Annotated in this window: 16 protein-coding genes; 3 read left to right on the top strand and 13 right to left on the bottom strand. The window is 69.1% G+C overall.

Going from position 1 to position 17,614, the window contains the following annotated elements; genetic code table 11:
- Positions 1–145: 145 nt before the first annotated feature.
- On the bottom strand, positions 146–2,590 hold the full coding sequence (locus EDF31_RS09735) for a UvrD-helicase domain-containing protein (protein ID WP_131845978.1): 2,445 nt from the start codon (positions 2,588–2,590) through the stop codon (positions 146–148).
- A 12-nt stretch (positions 2,591–2,602) separates the two neighbouring features.
- Positions 2,603–3,613, bottom strand: coding sequence for a glycerophosphodiester phosphodiesterase family protein (locus EDF31_RS09730; RefSeq protein WP_131845977.1), 1,011 nt, complete (start codon positions 3,611–3,613; stop codon positions 2,603–2,605).
- 106 nt (positions 3,614–3,719) lie between these two features.
- On the opposite strand from EDF31_RS09730, the gene EDF31_RS09725 reads away from it, so the two are divergent.
- Both EDF31_RS09725 and EDF31_RS09720 read left to right on the top strand, forming a co-directional pair.
- Positions 3,720–4,709 carry a DUF817 domain-containing protein gene (locus tag EDF31_RS09725; RefSeq protein ID WP_131845976.1) on the top strand — a complete coding sequence of 330 codons (990 nt, stop codon included), beginning with the start codon at positions 3,720–3,722 and terminating at the stop codon, positions 4,707–4,709.
- A gap of 36 nt (positions 4,710–4,745) precedes the next feature.
- The gene (locus EDF31_RS09720) at positions 4,746–5,618 is read left to right on the top strand and encodes a Bax inhibitor-1/YccA family protein (RefSeq protein ID WP_111083414.1); all 873 of its coding nucleotides are present in this window, start codon (positions 4,746–4,748) and stop codon (positions 5,616–5,618) included.
- Positions 5,619–5,922: 304 nt separating this feature from the next.
- Here EDF31_RS09720 and guaA read toward each other — a convergent pair whose 3' ends face one another.
- From guaA to EDF31_RS09695, 5 genes are read right to left on the bottom strand one after another with little or no spacing between them, the layout of a single operon-like run.
- Positions 5,923–7,503: a glutamine-hydrolyzing GMP synthase gene (guaA, locus tag EDF31_RS09715; protein ID WP_131845975.1), complete on the bottom strand. Its 1,581-nt coding sequence runs from the start codon at positions 7,501–7,503 to the stop codon at positions 5,923–5,925.
- On the bottom strand, positions 7,500–7,946 hold the full coding sequence (locus EDF31_RS09710) for a DUF3817 domain-containing protein (RefSeq protein ID WP_111083416.1): 447 nt from the start codon (positions 7,944–7,946) through the stop codon (positions 7,500–7,502). The genes guaA and EDF31_RS09710 overlap by 4 nt, the downstream gene beginning before the upstream one ends.
- Before the next feature lie 10 nt (positions 7,947–7,956).
- Complete coding sequence (locus EDF31_RS09705; RefSeq protein WP_123293184.1) at positions 7,957–8,736, bottom strand: SURF1 family cytochrome oxidase biogenesis protein; 780 nt, start codon at positions 8,734–8,736, stop codon at positions 7,957–7,959.
- 5 nt (positions 8,737–8,741) lie between these two features.
- Complete coding sequence (locus EDF31_RS09700) at positions 8,742–10,193, bottom strand: cation:proton antiporter (protein WP_111083418.1); 1,452 nt, start codon at positions 10,191–10,193, stop codon at positions 8,742–8,744.
- Between the two features lie 3 nt (positions 10,194–10,196).
- Positions 10,197–10,727, bottom strand: coding sequence for a TrkA C-terminal domain-containing protein (locus EDF31_RS09695; RefSeq protein WP_071260110.1), 531 nt, complete (start codon positions 10,725–10,727; stop codon positions 10,197–10,199).
- A gap of 75 nt (positions 10,728–10,802) precedes the next feature.
- Here EDF31_RS09695 and EDF31_RS09690 point away from each other — a divergent pair, with 75 nt between their 5' ends.
- Entirely contained in the window at positions 10,803–11,303 is a 501-nt protein-coding gene (locus tag EDF31_RS09690) for a hypothetical protein (RefSeq protein ID WP_131845974.1), read from the top strand.
- Positions 11,304–11,361: 58 nt separating this feature from the next.
- On the opposite strand, the gene EDF31_RS09685 is transcribed toward EDF31_RS09690, so the two are convergent.
- From EDF31_RS09685 to EDF31_RS09660, 6 genes are all read right to left on the bottom strand, one after another.
- Positions 11,362–13,248, bottom strand: coding sequence for a glycerol-3-phosphate dehydrogenase/oxidase (locus EDF31_RS09685; protein WP_131845973.1), 1,887 nt, complete (start codon positions 13,246–13,248; stop codon positions 11,362–11,364).
- Between the two features lie 65 nt (positions 13,249–13,313).
- Complete coding sequence (locus EDF31_RS09680) at positions 13,314–14,432, bottom strand: GuaB3 family IMP dehydrogenase-related protein (RefSeq protein ID WP_111083422.1); 1,119 nt, start codon at positions 14,430–14,432, stop codon at positions 13,314–13,316.
- A gap of 104 nt (positions 14,433–14,536) precedes the next feature.
- On the bottom strand, positions 14,537–14,728 hold the full coding sequence (locus tag EDF31_RS09675) for a hypothetical protein (protein ID WP_131845972.1): 192 nt from the start codon (positions 14,726–14,728) through the stop codon (positions 14,537–14,539).
- Positions 14,729–14,917: 189 nt separating this feature from the next.
- Positions 14,918–15,736 (bottom strand): ABC transporter ATP-binding protein, encoded by an 819-nt coding sequence (locus EDF31_RS09670; RefSeq protein WP_123293180.1) that lies wholly within the window; start codon positions 15,734–15,736, stop codon positions 14,918–14,920.
- Complete coding sequence (locus tag EDF31_RS09665) at positions 15,733–16,635, bottom strand: ABC transporter ATP-binding protein (protein ID WP_123293178.1); 903 nt, start codon at positions 16,633–16,635, stop codon at positions 15,733–15,735. The genes EDF31_RS09670 and EDF31_RS09665 overlap by 4 nt, the downstream gene beginning before the upstream one ends.
- Entirely contained in the window at positions 16,628–17,614 is a 987-nt protein-coding gene (locus EDF31_RS09660; RefSeq protein ID WP_123293176.1) for a branched-chain amino acid ABC transporter permease, read from the bottom strand. The genes EDF31_RS09665 and EDF31_RS09660 overlap by 8 nt, the downstream gene beginning before the upstream one ends.

Here is a 17,614-nt window from a genome sequence, read left to right as displayed (position 1 = left end):
GTAAGGCTAACCTCACCTGCTTTTCGGTGTCACCCGAACAGGGGTGGACTCCCAGGTCTCGGGCGTGGCGCGACGTCCTCGTACCCACGACGAACGCACCCCGCCGGGGAACCGGCGGGGTGTACGGACGTTCAGCCAGCTCTGGCTAGAGCTTCTCGATCGGCGCGATCTTGATGAGCAGCTTCTTGCGGCCCGCGGAGTCGAACGCGATCTCGGCGATGCGCTTCGCGCCCTGGCCGGTCACCGCCGACACGGTGCCCTCGCCGAAGTCGACGTGCTTGATCCGGTCGCCGGCGACGAGTTCCATGTCGCCGTTGTCGCGGACCTGGCCGGACACCCGGTTCGCCCACTCGGTCTTCGGGCGGGTCTTCGACGCAGCGGCCGCGCGGTCGTACGACCCACCGCCCCAGCCGCCACCGCCGCGGTAACCACCGCCACCGCCGCCGCCGATGCCGCCCTCGCGCTTCGCGTTGAGCGCCCGGGGCTGCGTGCCACCACGGCTGTTCGCCATGCCCGGCGACTGCTTCCACTCGATGAGCCCCTCGGGGATCTCCTGCAGGAAGCGCGACGGCATGGCGACGTTGACGTCACCGAACTGGGCGCGGGTCATCGCCAGCGACAGGAACAGGACCTTCTTCGCGCGGGTGATGCCGACGTAGAACAGCCGGCGTTCCTCCGACGGACCACCCGGCTCGTTCGCGGACATCCGGTGCGGCAGCAGGTCTTCCTCGACGCCGGTCAGGAACACGGCCTCGTACTCCAGCCCCTTGGCCGTGTGCAGCGTCATGAGCGACACCGTGCCGGACGAGTCGTCGAGCTCGTCCGCCGCTGCGACCAACGAGACCTCGGTCAGGAAGTCCGTCAGCGTGCCCTCGGGGTTGTTCTTCTGGAACTCGCGCGTCACCGCCACGAGTTCGTCGATGTTGTCGGCCCGGGCGGCGTCCTGCGCGTCGGGCGACTTCCGCAGGTTCTCGAGCAGGTGGGAGCCGTCGAGCAGCTGGGTCAGGGTGTCGACGACCGGCTGCGTCGGGGCCTTCTCGGACACGGAGTCCAGCAGCGCCGCGAACTCGGTGATGGCGTTCCGCACCTTCGGCCCGAAGCCGAGCTCACCCGCGTGCCGCAGGGCATCACGCATCGTGGTCTCGTGCTCGTCGGCGTAGCGCTGCAGGGTCGTCTCGGTGACGGAGCCGATGCCGCGCTTCGGCACGTTGAGCACACGACGGAGCGCCATCGGGTCGGCGGGGTTCGCCACGGTGATCAGGTACGCCATGGCGTCCTTGATCTCGGCGCGCTCGTAGAACTTCGTGCCGCCGAGCACCCGGTACGGGATCGCGGCGCGGATGAGGATCTCCTCGAGCGCACGGGTCTGCGAATTGGTCCGGTAGAACACCGCCATGTCGCGGTAGTCCATGCCGTCCTCGCGCAGGCGCTGGATCTCGTCGGCGACGAACTGGGCCTCGTCGTGGCCGGTGTACCCGGTGAAGCCGACGATCTTCTCGCCCGCGCCGACGTCGGTGAACAGGTTCTTCGCCTGACGGTCGAAGTTGTTCGCGATGACGGCGTTCGCGGCGTCGAGGATGGTCTGCGTCGAGCGGTAGTTCTGCTCGAGCAGGATCACCTTCGAGTTCGGGAAGTCGCGCTCGAACTCGACGATGTTGCGGATGTCGGCCCCGCGGAACGCGTAGATCGACTGGTCCGAGTCGCCCACAACGGTCAGGGACGCTCCGGCGATCGACCCGTCGCGCTCGCGCATGCGGGCGACGTGCTGGCCGGAGTCCTCGAGTTTGTCGACCTGCTCGACCGGCACCGGACGCGTGAGCTCGCGGATCAGGGAGTACTGCGCGTGGTTGGTGTCCTGGTACTCGTCGACCAGGATGAAGCGGAAACGCCGCTGGTAGAGCGCAGCGACCTCGGGGAACGCCCGGAACAGGAAGACGGTCTGGCCGATGAGGTCGTCGAAGTCGAACGCGTTCGCCCGGCGCAGGTCGTTCGTGTACCGACGGAAGACCTCGGTGAACATGACTTCCTGCGGGTCGTTCACGTTGATGTTGCGCGCGTACGAGTCGATGTCCTGCAGCTCGTTCTTGAGCTTCGAGATCTTCGACGCAGCGGCGCCCACCGTGAGCCCGAGCGTGTCCGCCTCGAGGTCCTTGATGATCCGCTTCAGCAGGGCCTTGGAGTCGGCGGAGTCGTAGATCGTGAACGATTGCGCGAACCCGAACCGCTCCGCCTCCCGCCGGAGGATGCGCACGCACGCCGAGTGGAACGTCGAGATCCACATGCCGTCGGACTCGCCACCCACCAGGGCCCGGACGCGCTCACGCATCTCGGCCGCGGCCTTGTTCGTGAAGGTGATCGCGAGGATCTGCGACGGCCAGGCTTCACGGTTGGCGAGCAGCAGCGCGATGCGGCGCGTGAGGACGCTCGTCTTGCCGGATCCGGCACCGGCCACGATCAGCAGGGACTCGCCGCGGTACTCGACGGCTTCCTTCTGCTGGGGGTTCAGACCCGCGGTGAACGGGTCCTCGTACGCACGGGCACCGGCGCCCGGCTCGGGCGTCGATTCGAAGGGGTCGAGCACGATCGTCATGTTCGGGACAGTCTAAGCGGGACCCCCGACAGCCGACCGGGCGAGGACCGCCAGGTCGGTGTGGTCCGCGAACACCCCGTCGAGGCCGGTCCGGATCACCGAGGTGTACCAGCGCTCCCAGTCGCCGAAGGCCGCGACGTCCCCACCGCGGCGCAGCGGCCCGGGCAGGAACCGGTTCTCCGGTCGGAGCGTCCACGTGTACACCGCGAGGCCCGCGGCGTGCGCACGGTCGACGATCGCGCTCCGGACCGGCGTCGGGTCCTCGAGCGCGACGCTGTCCACCCCGGCCATCAGCGTGCCGAGGTCGACGCTGATGCCGTGGAACTCGGTCGCGAACGACGCGAGCGCGTCCTCGGAACGCTCCGCGGCGTAGGTGGGGGCGAGCGATCCGTGGGACGCGACCTCGTCGGCGGCGCTGCCACGGGCCTCCTGGAGGTACACCAGCCGACCACCCGTGTGCCGCTCGCGCAGGTCGCGGAGCACGCCCTTCTCGAAGCTCTCGACCGTGAGCCGCTCGTCACGGCGCCACCCGGCGTCACCGAGCGCGCGGTCGACGAGTTCGTCCATCGGGAAGCCCGCGCGGTCGAAGAACGCCGCGTGCTTGACCTCGGCGACCAGCCCGACCGGACGAGGCGCGGCGTCGAGGATCGCGAGCAGGTCCTCGAGGCGCAGGACCGGCTCCTCGCCGTCGTGCTCGGCCGACCCGGGCCGCAGGGCGGGCAGACGTTCCCGGGTGCGGAGCGTCTGCAGCTCGGCCCAGGTGAAGTCCTCGGTGAACCAGCCGGTCAGGCTCTGGCCGTCGACGGTCTTCGTCGTGCGCAGGTGCCGGAACTCCGGGTGGTCCGCGACGTCGGTGGTGCCGGACACCTCGTTCTCGTGGCGGAGCACGAGCACGCCGTCCTTCGTGGGCACCAGGTCCGGCTCGATCGCGTCGGCACCGAGCTCGATGGCGAGTTCGTACGCGCTCCGCGAGTGCTCGGGGCGGTAGCCGGACGCACCGCGGTGGGCGATCACGAGGGTCATGGCGCGACCCTACTGGGCCAGGGTGACGGCGGGCCGCCCTGTGTCGCGGGACACACGCGCCCGGCCGGAGCCCGTGCATCTCAGCATCGGCGCTGACCATCGCTGCATGACCGTCCGATCGCTCTCCACCGCCGTCGAGGCCCGGATCGACCGTGCCGCCCGCCGACTGCTCGACGCCGGGCACCAGCCGCACCGGCCCGTCCGGTTGTTCGTCACCGAGTTCCTGGTGTTCGGCGCGAAGCAGGCGTGGGCGTGCGCGTTCGGGGCGCTGCTGCTCGGTTCGATGGCCGTGGCCTCACTGACCGTGCCGGCGGCGTTCCGGAACGACGTGCTGACCGTCGTGGCGGTGCTGCTGCAGCTCGGCATGCTCGTGTTCGGGCTCGAGACCGTGCGGGAGCTCCGGGTCGTCCTGCTCTTCCACGTCGTCGGCACCGCCATGGAGGTCTTCAAGACGCACATGGGCTCGTGGTCGTACGAACCCGGCGGGCTGTTCGTGGTCGCCGGGGTCCCGCTGTTCTCCGGGTTCATGTACGGCGCGGTCGGGTCGTACATGGTCCGTGTGCACCGCCTGTTCGACCTGCGGTTCGACCGGTACCCGCGGCAGTGGCTGCTCGCCGTCGTCGCTGCCGGCGTGTACCTGAACTTCTTCGGGCACCACTTCCTGCCCGACGCCCGCTGGGTCCTGCTCGCACTCGTCGTACTGCTCTTCGCCCGCACGACCATGCACGTCCGGATACACCGAGCGACGATGCGCATGCCGGTGCTCGTCGCCATGGGACTCGTCGCCGTGTTCATCTGGTTCGCCGAGAACGTCGCGACCTGGGCCGGAGCGTGGAGCTACCCCGCGCAGCTCGCCGTCTGGCACCCGGTGGCCCCGACGAAGATCGTGGCGTGGTTCCTGCTCATGACGATCTCGGTCGCGCTCGTCACCTGGGTCTACCCGGCGCTGCCGTCCGGCTCGGCGCGTTGGACGGCGGACTCTCGACGACTTCGAGGCGCGCGCGCAGCGGGTGCCCATAGGCTGCGATCGTCAGGGCCTCCGGGCCCGCGTCCGCTCGCCGCGAATCCTCAGCCTTCCGCGACCGAGCGCACCTAGGCTGAGAGGACTCATATCTCCTAGGAAGAGGACACCATGGCCTTCAAGCCCGGTTTCGACCAGTCCCCCGCCTTCAACGCCCAGGGACCCAACACCTGGGGCGGGCGTGGCGCTGGTCAGCAGCAGGCCGGCTGGGGACAGACCCCGCAGCAGGCGCAGGGCGGGATGACCCCCGAGCAGCTGCAGTACATGTACGACCGCCCGGCCGCATCGACGGTCGACACCGACCGCATGTCGTACGAGGACACCATCGTCAAGACGCTGCTCGCCTTCGGCGTGCTGCTCGTCGGTGCAGTGGCCGGTTGGAACCTGCCCCCGATCGTGTGGATCGTCGGCGCGATCGTCGGGTTCGTCCTGGCGCTCGTGAACACCTTCAAGAAGAAGCCGTCGCCGGGTCTGATCCTGACGTACGCGTTCTTCGAGGGGCTCTTCGTCGGCGGGATCTCGAACTTCTTCGAGTACAACTTCACGCAGACTGGCGGCATCGTCGCCCAGGCCGTGTTCGGCACCCTCGGGGTGTTCGCGGTCACGCTGCTCCTGTTCCTGTCGGGAAAGGTCCGTGCGACCCCGAAGGCCACCCGCTTCTTCCTCATCGCGATCGTCGGGTACATGGCGTTCTCGCTCGTGAACCTCGTCCTGATGTGGACCGGTGTGACCCAGAGCGCCTTCGGCCTCATGGGTGTGACGTTGTTCGGTATCCCGCTCGGCGTCCTCATCGGCATCTTCGTCGTGGTCATGGCGGCGTACTCGCTGATCCTCGACTTCGACCAGATCAAGACCGGTGTCCAGCGCGGCGCTCCGAAGATCTACGCGTGGACCGCGGCGTTCGGCCTCATCGTGACGCTCGTGTGGCTGTACCTCGAGATCCTGCGCATCCTCGCCATCGTCGCGAGCAGCGCGCGCAACTAGTACCACCGCGTACACGAAGGGCCCCGGCGCTGCCGGGGCCCTTCGTCGTTCCCGGGGCGCCGTGGGCGGGAGCGGCGGCAGCGCCAGTGGTCGCAACACCCCGCCGGTCGCCCGGCGAGTGGTCACGAAGTGTCGCCCGGGCCGGGGCCAACCGACAGTTCGTGACCGCTCGGCACCGGGCCCGCGGGGTGTTGTCGCCACTCGACCACCCCCAGCAGCACCCATTCCCCCGGCAGCGCCGCCCCCGGACGCGCGGAGGCCCGGCACGCAGGGCGTGCCGGGCCTCCGGTCGTTCAGGGGAGCGTCACTCCCACTCGATCGTCCCCGGCGGCTTCGACGTGACGTCGAGCACGACCCGGTTGACGTCGGGCACCTCGTTCGTGATGCGGTTCGAGATCTTCGCGAGCACGTCGTACGGCAGGCGCGTCCAGTCCGCGGTCATGGCGTCCTCGGACGAGACCGGACGGAGCACGATCGGGTGCCCGTACGTGCGGCCGTCACCCTGAACACCCACGGAGCGGACGTCGGCGAGCAGGATGACCGGGCACTGCCAGATCTCCCCGTCGAGGCCCGCTGCGGAGAGTTCCTCGCGCGCGATCTTGTCGGCGGCGCGGAGCAGCTCGAGCCGCTGCTTGTCGACCGAACCCACGATGCGGATGCCGAGCCCCGGTCCGGGGAACGGCTGGCGGCCGACGATGACCTCGGGAAGGCCGAGCTCGCGACCGACGGCACGGACCTCGTCCTTGAAGAGCGCACGGAGCGGCTCGACGAGCTCGAAGGTCATGTCCTCGGGCAGGCCGCCCACGTTGTGGTGCGACTTGATGTTCGCGGTGCCCGCTCCGCCGCCGGACTCGACGACGTCGGGGTAGAGAGTGCCCTGCACGAGGAACTTGACCTCGCCGTCGTCACCGTCCCCGCGCGCCTCGAGCACGAGTGCCTCGGCCGCGGCCTCGAACGTGCGGATGAACTCGCGCCCGATGATCTTGCGCTTCTGCTCGGGGTCGCTCACACCGGCGAGGGCGTCGAGGAACTGCTGCTCGGCGTCGATCGTGATGAGCCGGACACCGGTGGAGGCGACGTAGTCCTCTTCCACCTGCTTGCGCTCGTCGGCGCGGAGGAGCCCGTGGTCGACGAAGACGCAAGTGAGCTGGTCACCGACGGCCTTGTGCACGATGGCTGCGGCGACGGCGGAGTCGACACCGCCGGACAGGCCGGCGATCACGCGGTTCGACCCGACCTGGGCCTGGATCCGGGCGACCTGCTCGTCGATGACGTTGCTCGAGTTCCAGTCGCCGGGCAGACCGGCGGCGCGGTGCAGGAAGTTCTCGAGGACGGCCTGGCCGTGCTCGGAGTGCTTCACCTCGGGGTGCCACTGCACGCCGTAGAGCTTGCGCTCGTCGGACGCGAAGGCCGCGACGGGGGTCGACGCGCTCGACGCGAGGACCTCGAAGCCCTCGGGGGCCTTCGCCACGGAGTCGCCGTGCGACATCCACGTGACCTGGGACCCGGGCTGCCCGCCGAGCAGGACGCTGTCGGTGCCGCTGACGTCGACGGACGTCGCGCCGTACTCACGCAGGCCGGTGTTCGCGACCTCGCCACCGAGGGCGGTCGCCATGGCCTGGAAGCCGTAGCAGATGCCGAGCACGGGGACGCCGAGGTCGAGGATGTCGCCGTCGAGGGACGGTGCACCTTCTTCGTACACGGACGACGGCCCACCGGACAGCACGATGGCTGCGGGGTCCTTCGCGCGGATCTCCTCCGCCGTGATGGAGTGCGGGACGATCTCGCTGTAGACGTTCGCTTCACGGACCCGACGCGCGATGAGCTGCGCGTACTGGGCCCCGAAGTCGACGACGAGGACGGGACGCTGTTCGGTCTCGCTCACCGAGCGGCCTCCTTCTCACGCTGCTGGGCAGCGATCAGCTCGTGGTAGGTGTCCATGGCCTTCTGCTGCATGCGGTGTTCGACCACGAAGGACATGAACGGGATGATGCCACCGAGGGCGATGAGCAGGAAGCGGGAGGGCTTCCAGCGCATGATGCTCCACAGACGGAAGTCCGTGAAGAGGTAGAGGACGTACAGCCAGCCGTGCGCGATGAGGATCGCGATCGACAGGTTGAACGTGCCGGGTGCTTCGCCGGCCGTGCCGTTCGGCACGAAGAACGGGCCGTTGCCGAGCTGCATCTCGAGCTGGAGCGGCGTGTACTTGATGATGACCTCGATCACGAGGGCCAGCAGCAGCACACCGGTGATGTACGCGGAGACGCGGTACCACTTCACCGCACCCGGGATCTTCGGGATGTCGCGGGTTCGGACGGTCAAGGCCATGACGACCAGCCTACCGTCGGTCCGCGAGGGCCCCGTCGACGCTGAGGGCAGCCTCACGCCGCTCCTCTTCCTCGCGCTCCCAGGCGTCCTTCACGAACCGGTACCAGAGGAACACCGCGAAGCCGGCGAAGACGACCCACTCGATCGCGTAGAACAGGTTCAGCCAGTCGAACTGGACCTCGCGCGACGGCGCCCGGTCGGCGATGGTGCCGAGGTCGGCGGCCTGCGCGGTGGCACCGTCGGCGACGACGTACCCGAGGTACATCCGGTCGTCGAACGCCTTCCACGTGTTCACGAAGCGCGCGGGTGCCACGGCGGAGTACTCAGCCTGCTTGTAGGTGTCCTGGTCGGGCGACTCGGCGGGGTAGTACCGGCCCTGCACCGTGAGCGTCTGCCCGTCCGTCAGGCGGTCACCACCGGCGACGGCGGCGGACCGTTGGTCGGACCACCCGATGACGACCGGGAGGCTCGCCCCACCATCCGAGTCCACCAAGTGACCCACGGTCTGGTACGTCCCACCCCCGGTGCGGCCGGTCAGGATCGTGGTGTCGCCGGCGACGAACGTGCCGGTGACGGTGACCTTCTGGCCGGCGATGGTCTCGCTCGCGGGTTCTTCCGGGGCGGTGACCGCATCGAGCGTCTTGCGGGTCTCGGTGGTCTCCGGCAGCGGCTTGCCGTTGGCGATGCTCCGCTCGAGCTGCCACTTGCCCAGCCCGGCGAACACCGCCGCGAGCACGAGCGCCAGCAACAGCAGCGCGATCCACCTCGGTCGTCGGGCAACGGCCCACATCTGTATCAGTACTCCGGATCGCGCTGTCGGACCGGACGCTCGGGGCGCTCGGTGGGGATCTCGACGGGCGACGTGACGGGTTCGTCGGTCGCCTCCGGTGACCCATTCTCCTGCTCGTCCCTGCCAGCGGCCTCCACGAGCGCGAACTCCTCCGCGAACTGGCGGTCCCGCTCGGCACGGCGGACCGCGGCGGCGGACGCTGCTTCGGCTTCCTCGGCCTCTGCTGCCTCGGCGGCGGCAGCCGCTGCGACCGCTCGGCGGCCACCGAGTCGTCCGCGCAGGCGGGCGAGGCGGGCGGGTCGCACCACGAGGCGGCCGATCCGCTCCGAGTTCACCGCGAGCAGCGGCCCGAGGATCGCCATGACGAGGACGTAGAGGCCCGCGAACGCGGTGATCCGGGCCTCCAGTCCGGCGGCAGCCGAGAGCGTCGCGAGGATCAGCGCGAACTCGCCACGGTTCACCAGGATGACGGCGGTGTTGATCCCCTGTTGGACGTTGAAGCCGTTCATGCGCGCGACGATCTGCCCGGCGACCGCGTTGAGCACGACCGTCATGCCGATCGCACCGAGGACCGGCCAGAGCACCTCGCCGAAGGTCGACAGGTCGAGACCGAGCCCGAAGTTCACGAAGAAGAACGCGGCGAAGACGTCACGCATCGGCAGGGCGAGCTGTTCGATGCGGTCGCGGTACCGGGTGGCGCCGCAGAGCAGCCCGATGACGAAGGCACCGATTGCGTCGGTCACGCCGAGCAGGTCGCCGATGCCACCGAACATCACGGCGAGCCCGAAGAACAGCACCGTGAAGAGTTCGTCGTCACGCGTCGCGAAGATCTTCGAGACCCACTTGCCGGCAAACCGGGCGAGCGTGAACATCACGATGAGGAAGCCGAACGCGAGCGCGAGCTTGCCGACGACGGCCCACGCGTTGGTGTCGCCGGACAGCACGACCGAGACGATCGCCAGGTAGATGGCGATGAAGACGTCCTCGATGACCGTGACGCCCAGGATCATCGGGGTCTCGTCGTTCGCGAGTCGTCGCAGCTCGATGAGGAGCTTCGTGACGATCGCACTCGACGAGGTGGCCGTCATGCCAGCGATGATCAGGGCTTCACGGGTGCCCCAGCCGAGCGAGAACCCGAACGCGAACCCGACGCCCATGTTGATGACGACGTAGGTGCCGCCCGACACCAGGAGCTTGCCGGCGTTGCCGTAGAACTCCTCTTGGTCGAACTCCAACCCGAGGTTGAACAGCAGCAGGATGAGCCCGAACGTCGCGATGAGCTCGATCGTGTGCGACTCGACGTTCAGGCCGATCCACGGCGTGTGCGGGCTCGCGATGAGCCCGACGATCATGTAGATCGGGATCGCCGGCAGACCGATGGTCTTGCCGAGCCGCCCGAGCACGTAGGCGATGACGAACAGCACACCGATGGTGAGCAGTTCACCGCCCAGGTGCATGCGCTAGCTCTTCCGCGGGGCCTCGGCCGATGCGGCCGCAAGCTCTCCGCTGCGGTAGAAAGAGAAGGCCTTGGCGACCTTCTCGGGGGAACCGGCGACGACGATGGTGTCACCGGGGAAGACGACGAAGTCCGGCGAGGGTGCCGGGTTGGCGCTGTCGCCACGGACGACGGCCACGACGGTCAGGCCGATGAAGCCGGAGTCGTGCAGGTCGCCGAGCGGCTTGCCGGCGATCGCGTCGTCGTAGTCGACCGAGAACCAGTCGATGGACAGCCCGGGGATCTCGTCGAGCTTGTCGAGGCCCTCGGTGATCCGGGTGCCGCCCAGGAGTTCGGCGAGGGTGTGCGCCTCGTCTTCGCTGAGGCGCAGCGAGACCTTCTCGGACTTGTCCGCGCCGTCGGAGACGTCGGCGAACGAGATGAGGTCGGAGTGACCCGACCGGTGCGTGATGACACCGCACTTGCCACCGTCGTCGGTGTAGAAGCTGTGCAGCACGCCGACTCCGGGGAGTTTGACGCGATGGACGTCGACCATGATGGCTCCCTTTTCGAGTACGCCCATGCTAACCACCGCACGGCCCCGCGCATTCCGGTCGTTACTGTTCTGTGGATGGGGAGAACTCGGATCGTCGTCGGGGTCGTCGGGACGCTGGTCGTCACGCTGTACGCGGGGTTGCTGGCGCTCAACGCGCTCGTGCTCGATCCGCTCGGCGCGGTGCCGGGGCAGTCGCTCGGTGCGATCTACGGTCACCTCGACGCGCAGGGGTACCAGGTGCGGACCGACGTCGTGACCGTACTCGTCATCGCGGCGGTCGGCATCGCTTTGGCGGTCACGGTCCTGATCGTGACGCTGGTCCGGCGGACGACGGCGCACTTCGCCGCCGCCTGGCTGCTGGCGATCGTGGCCGCCGGCGCCGTCCAGGTGTTCGGTTCCGGTTTCCAGCTCGGGATGGACGTGGCCGACGGCTACGGCATCGGCGGCGAGGACCACACCATCTGGGCCGGTGTCCTCTACGTCACCAGCCTCGTCGCGCTGCTCGCGATCCCAGTCGTGCTCGTCGTCGGCGAGCGACGCCGTGGCCGCGCCGTGTCGGAGACGCTGGCCGCCTGACGGACGCACCACGGGCCTCCCGTCCGGAGGCCCGTGGCCGCGTCCGCAACGCGGGTCGCTACTCCGGCTCGCTCGTCTTCTCCCCCACCACCTGCTCGTCGGACGCCTTCGCACCCTCGGCGCCGCTGCTGCGGCCACCGCCCACGACGACGTCGTCCTCGTCGAAACCGAACGCGATGTCCGGTGCCTCGAGCCGCACACGGTCCGCGCTCTCGTCGTCGGGCTGCAGCTGCGACTCGCGTTCCGCGGCCACACGCTTCAGGTAGTTCGACACCTCGTGCTCGGTCGTCTCCTGGTCCCAGCCGAGCACGTCGGCCATGAGCTTCGCGGCGACCGGGGCCGCCGACTCACCGCGGTCCCAGGCCTCGATCGAGATGCGGGTGCGGCGGGCGAGGACGTCCTCCAGGTGCAGGGCCCCCTCGTGCGATGCGGCGTACACGACCTCGGCACCGATGTAGTCGTCGGCTCCCGGCAGCGGCTCGGCCAGGGCGGGGTCCTGCTCGACGAGCTGCAGCACCTCGGTGGCCAGGGTGCCGTAGCGGTTCAGCAGGTGCTCGATGCGGACCTTGTGCACGTTGAAGCTGCGGGCGGTCCGTGCGCGACGGTTCCACGCGGCCGGGTAGCCCTCGGCCCCGAGCAGTGGGATGTCCTCGGTCGTCGACACCGGGATCTTGCCGTCCATCGCGGCGACGGCCTCGTCGATGGCGTCCTTGCCCATCACCCGGTAGGTGGTCCACTTGCCGCCGGCGACCACCACGAGCCCGGGCACCGTGTGCGCCACCACGTGTTCGCGGCTGAGCTTCGAGGTCTGGTCGGACTCCCCCGCCAGCAGGGGACGGAGGCCGGCGTAGACGCCCTCGACGTCCTCACGGGTGAGCGGGACGCGGAGCACCTTGTTGACGTGCTCGAGGATGTAGTCGATGTCCGCTGCGGTCGCCGCCGGGTGCGCCTTGTCGAGGTACCAGTCGGTGTCGGTCGTGCCGACCAGCCAGTGCCGGCCCCACGGGATCACGAACAGCACGCTCTTCTCGGTGCGCAGGATCATGCCCATGTTCGACTGGAACCGGTCGCGCGGGATGACCAGGTGCACGCCCTTCGACGCCCGCACCTTGAACTGCCCGCGGGTGCCGATCATCGCCTGGGTGTCGTCCGTCCAGACGCCCGTGGCGTTCACGACCTGCTTCGCGCGGATCTCGAACCGCTCGCCGGTCTGGATGTCGTGGGCCTGCGCGCCGACCACGCGCTCCCCCACCTTGATGAAGCCCTCGATCCGGATGCGGCTCGCCGCATGGGCGCCGTACGAGGCCGCGGTGCGGACGAGCGAAGCGACGTAGCGGGCGTCGTCGACCTGGGCGTCGTAGTAGGTCATGCCGCCGACGAAGGCGTCCTTCTTGAGCGACGGCATCGAGCGGAGCACCTGCGTGCGGCTGAGGTGCCGGTGGTGCGGGACCCCGGGCGGACGACCGCCGGACCAACTGAAGGCGTCGTACATCGCCATGCCGATGCCGATGTAGAACCGCTCCCACACACGGTGGTTGAGCGGGTACAGGAAGCGCACCGGCTTCACCAGGTGCGGGGCGATCCGCTGCAGCAGCAGGCCGCGTTCGATGAGGGCCTCGCGCACGAGCCCGAAGTTCAACTGCTCCAGGTAGCGGATGCCACCGTGCACGAGCTTCGACGAACGGCTCGACGTGCCGGAACCCCAGTCACGGGCCTCGACGATGCCGACGGTCAGGCCACGGGTGACGGCGTCGAGCGCACTGCCCGCACCGACGATGCCGCCGCCCACGACCAGGACGTCGAGCTCCTTCGTCTTGAGGGTCTCGATCGCCGCCGCGCGTTCGTCGGGGCCGAGCTTGGCCGCGGGGTCGAACCCCGCCCCCGGCACGACGTCGCCAGGACGTCCGGCCGAACTGGTCTGCTTCGTGGTGCTGGACTTCGCCATCGTCGCCTCCGGGTCACGGTCGGCGCCGAAGCGTCACCCGCGTCGGTGCGCGGGTGCCACCAGGATCACTGGTGGTACGGCGCCACGACCACTTCTACTCGCTGGAACTCCTTGACGTCGGAGTATCCGGTCGTCGCCATCGAGCGGCGCAGCGCACCGACGAGGTTGGCGCGGCCGTCGAACGTCGGGGTCGGGCCGTTCAGCACGTTCTCGAGCGGGGCGATCGTGCCCACCTCGACCCGGCGGCCGCGGGGCAGCTCCGGGTGGTGGGCCTCGGCACCCCAGTGGAAGCCGCCACCCGGCGCCTCGGTGGCACGGGCGAGCGCGGTACCGAGCATGACGGCGTCCGCACCGACCGCGATCGCCTTGACGATGTCGCCGGCGGTGTCGAGACCGCCGTCGGCGATGACGTGCACGTAGCGGCCACCCGACTCGTCGAGGTAGTCACGACGGGCACCCGCGACGTCGGCGACCGCGGTGGCCATCGGCGCGTGGATGCCCAGCGCGGCACGCGTGGTGGACGCAGCACCGCCGCCGAAGCCGACGAGGACACCGGCGGCACCGGTGCGCATGAGGTGCAGCGCCGACGTGTACGTCGAGGCACCGCCCACGATCACGGGGACGTCGAGCTCGTAGATGAACTTCTTGAGGTTGAGGGGCTCTTCGTTCTGCGACACGTGCTCGGCCGAGACCGTCGTGCCGCGGATGACGAACAGGTCGACACCGGCGTCGACGACCGTCTTCGAGAACTCCTGCGTGCGCTGCGGGCTGAGCGAGCCGGCGACCGGCACCCCGGCGGCACGGATCTCGGCCAGGCGCGCGGTGATCAGCTCGGCCTTGATCGGCTCGGAGTAGATCTCCTGCATGCGCTTCGTGACGTTGCCGTCGGTGAGCGACTTGATCTCGTCGTAGTAGGGCGTCGGGTCCTCGTAGCGGGTCCACAGCCCCTCGAGGTCGAGGACGCCCAGGATGCCGAGCTTGCCCATCTGGATGACCGTGGCCGGCGAGGACACGGAGTCCATCGGCGCGGAGAGGATCGGCGACGCGAAGGTGAACGCGTCGATCGACCACTGCACGCTGACGTCGCGCGGGTCACGCGTGCGCCTGGAGGGGACCACCGCGATGTCGTCGAACGCGTACGCCCGACGTCCGCGCTTGCCTGCACCGATCTCGACTTCGCTCACCCGGCAAGCCTACCGGGCAGGTCCGGGGGCGTGCACGGACCGGACGGTGCGGACCGCGGCTGGCGACCTCGCACCGTGCGAGGCCCGCCGCGCATGGTGCGAGGTCAGCGGGGGCGGCGCGGGGCCCGGCGTCGCTTGCGGAGCACCCGCAACACGAAGCCGAGCAGGAGCGCGAGCACCACGAGCACGACCAGGAGCGCAGCCGCCACCTTCACGAGCAGCGCCGCACCGACGAACAGCGCGATGAAGACCACCCACACCAGGGCGTCCATCGCACCCGCCGACAGTCTCTGCACCTGCGGAACGATACCGACCCGGCGGACGCGGGGCGGGCCTCCCGGCAGAACCGGAGCCGGCCACGCACCGGGGTGGGCCAACAGACGACCGCATGCAGGAGCGGGGCCGTGCGGCGCGAAGCGACCACGCACGGCCCCACCCGTCGCGGATACCACCCCCACAGCGGTACCCGCAGTCGACACAGTGCGCTAGCGCCCCGCGTCGACGTCCTTGGCGAGCGTCCCGAGGTACAGCTCGATGACCTTCGGGTCGTCCGCGAGTTCCTTCCCCGTGCCCGAGTACGCGTTCCTCCCCTGGTCGAGCACGTACCCACGATCGCAGATCTGCAGACAGCGTCGCGCGTTCTGCTCCACCATGACGATCGACACACCGGCCTTGTTGATCCGGCGGGTCCGCAGGAACGTCTCGTCCTGCCGCACCGGGGACAGCCCGGCACTCGGCTCGTCGAGCAGCAGCACCTTCGGGTCCATCATCAGCGCACGTGCCATGGCGACCGACTGCCGCTCACCGCCGGACAGGGACCCCGCCCGCTGGCCGCGGCGCTGCGCGAGCACCGGGAACAGGTCGTAGATGACCTCGAGGCGCTCGGCGAACTTGCGGGGCCGCAGGTACAGCCCCATCTGCAGGTTCTCCTCGATGGACAGCGACGGGAACACGTTGTTCGTCTGCGGGACGAAGCCGACGCCGGCCTGCACGAGCTTGTTCGCCTTGAGGTTCGTGATGTCCTCACCCTGCAGCGTGACCGACCCCTCGCGGATCGACACGAGACCGAACAGGGCCTTGAGCAGCGTGGACTTGCCCGCACCGTTCGGCCCGATGATCCCGATCAGCTCACCGGGGTAGCAGTCCAGGTCGCAGCCGTTCAGGATGTTCACCCCCGGCAGGTAGCCGGCGACGAGGTTCTTCGCGCTCAGCACCGGCTCGCGTTCCAGCGTGGCGGTGCTCGCCTTCGGCGCTTCCGGACTGGAGGCGCTGCTCGCGTTCGTGGGGTCGACTGCGTCCGTCATCGGGTCTTCTCCTCTGCTGCTGCGTCCGCCGCGTCTTCTTCCGCGACTTCCTCCGCCAGTTCCTCGAAGGTCTCCTCGGTGAGGAGCGAGTCGTCACCCAGGTCGGTGTCGTGGTGTGCGCCCAGGTACGCGTCGATGACCGCCTGGTCGTCCATCACGGTGTCCGCCGGGCCCTCGGCGACGACCTTGCCCTCGGCCATCACGACCACCCAGTCCGAGATGTGCCGGACCATGTGCATGTCGTGCTCGACGAACAGCACGGTCATGCCGTCGTCGCGCAGGGACTGGATGTGCCCGAGCAGCGACTGCGTCAGCGCGGGGTTCACGCCCGCCATCGGCTCGTCGAGCATGATCATCGTCGGGTCGGACATCAGTGCCCTGGCCATCTCGAGGAGCTTCCGCTGGCCGCCGGACAGCGACCCGGCGTAGTCGTCCGCCTTGTCGTCGAGCTTGAAGCGGGCGAGGAGGTCCTCGGCCTTCGCGGTGATCTCCCGCTCGCGCTTCGCCCACACCGGCTTGATCAGCGCGGCGAAGAAGTTCTCGCCGGGCTGGTCGCGGGCGCCGAGCAGCATGTTCTGCATCACGGTGAGCCGCGACAACGCCTTCGTCAGCTGGAAGGTGCGGACCATGCCGCGGTTGGCGATGTGGGTCGCGCTGGTCTTCTGCAGCGTGGCGCCGTTGAACTGCGTCCTGGCGCCGGGGCTGGGCTTGTCGAAGCCGGTCAGCAGGTTGAAGAAGGTCGTCTTGCCGGCGCCGTTCGGGCCGATCAGGGCGGTGATGGAGCCGCGCTGGACCTCGAGGTGGTCGACGTCCACGGCGGTCATGCCGCCGAAGTGCCGGGTGACGCCGTCGACCGTGAGGATCGGGTCGGCCTTCGTGTAGCCGTAGGTCTCAGACACTGAACGTCAGCTCCTTCTTGTTGCCGAGCAGGCCCTGTGGTCGGAACACGATCAGGAGCATGAGCGCGACGCCGACGAGCACGTACGAGAACTGCTCGGCCTGCTGGGCGTTCATGATCGAGTCGGGGATGAAGTCACCGGCCAGGGTGCGGATGAAGAGCCGGACGACGAAGAACAGCACTGCGCCGAGCACCGGACCGAACACCGTCGCGGCACCGCCGAGGATGAGCGCCGTCCAGATGAAGAACGTCATCGAGCGGCCCATGGCGTCCGGTTGCACCGAACTCGGCAGGACGTAGATGATCCCCGCCAGCGCTCCGAGCGCACCGCCGAAGACGAGCGCCTGCATCTTGTACGAGTAGACGTTCTTGCCGAGGGAGCGGACGGCGTCCTCGTCCTCGCGGATCGCCTTCAGGACACGGCCCCAGGGGCTGCGCATGAGCAGGAAGAGCACGAAGGTGAACAGCGCGACGAGGGCCCAGGCGGCGATGCGGATCCACCAGCCGTTGACGCCGTTGTTCGCGTAGGTGAACCAGAGGATGGTCGTGGTGCCGTCCGGCAGCGGGCTCAGGGCGGTGAACGGGTCGCGGTAGCTCGACCCGGTGATGCCGTTGGAGCCACCCGTCGTCGTGGTCAGCAGGCTGGAGCGGCCGACCATGCGGATGATCTCGGCGCCGGAGATCGTCACGATCGCCAGGTAGTCGCCGCGGAGCCGCAACGTCGGGACGCCGAGGATGATCGCGAACACGATGGCGACGAGCAGGGCGATGAGCACGGCCATCACGAACGGCAGCCCGTTCGTGATCGAGATCGCGAAGCCGTAGGCACCGAGCAGCAGGAACGCCGCCTGGCCCATGTTCACGAGCCCGGTCAGGCCGAAGTGCACGTTCAGTCCGATGGCCGCCAGGGCGAACGCCGCCGTGGTCGGGGCGAGGGCCTCCTGGGTGAGCGAGGACAGCAGGTTGAGGATGTAGTCCAT

It is taken from the genome of Curtobacterium sp. PhB142 (assembly GCF_004341255.1).
GTDB lineage: Bacteria > Actinomycetota > Actinomycetes > Actinomycetales > Microbacteriaceae > Curtobacterium.
Note: the sequence above shows the minus strand (reverse complement) of the source record. Positions and strands in the feature narration are given on the sequence as shown.

Coding starts and splice junctions, on each gene's coding strand:
- EDF31_RS09735 (WP_131845978.1), bottom strand. CDS start 2,590: ATGACGATCGTGCTCGACCCCTTCGAATCGACGCCCGAGCCGGGCGCC.
- EDF31_RS09730 (WP_131845977.1), bottom strand. CDS start 3,613: ATGACCCTCGTGATCGCCCACCGCGGTGCGTCCGGCTACCGCCCCGAG.
- EDF31_RS09725 (WP_131845976.1), top strand. CDS start 3,720: ATGACCGTCCGATCGCTCTCCACCGCCGTCGAGGCCCGGATCGACCGT.
- EDF31_RS09720 (WP_111083414.1), top strand. CDS start 4,746: ATGGCCTTCAAGCCCGGTTTCGACCAGTCCCCCGCCTTCAACGCCCAG.
- EDF31_RS09710 (WP_111083416.1), bottom strand. CDS start 7,946: ATGGCCTTGACCGTCCGAACCCGCGACATCCCGAAGATCCCGGGTGCG.
- EDF31_RS09705 (WP_123293184.1), bottom strand. CDS start 8,736: ATGTGGGCCGTTGCCCGACGACCGAGGTGGATCGCGCTGCTGTTGCTG.
- EDF31_RS09700 (WP_111083418.1), bottom strand. CDS start 10,193: ATGCACCTGGGCGGTGAACTGCTCACCATCGGTGTGCTGTTCGTCATC.
- EDF31_RS09695 (WP_071260110.1), bottom strand. CDS start 10,727: ATGGTCGACGTCCATCGCGTCAAACTCCCCGGAGTCGGCGTGCTGCAC.
- EDF31_RS09690 (WP_131845974.1), top strand. CDS start 10,803: ATGGGGAGAACTCGGATCGTCGTCGGGGTCGTCGGGACGCTGGTCGTC.
- EDF31_RS09685 (WP_131845973.1), bottom strand. CDS start 13,248: ATGGCGAAGTCCAGCACCACGAAGCAGACCAGTTCGGCCGGACGTCCT.
- EDF31_RS09670 (WP_123293180.1), bottom strand. CDS start 15,736: ATGACGGACGCAGTCGACCCCACGAACGCGAGCAGCGCCTCCAGTCCG.
- EDF31_RS09660 (WP_123293176.1), bottom strand. CDS start 17,614: ATGGACTACATCCTCAACCTGCTGTCCTCGCTCACCCAGGAGGCCCTC.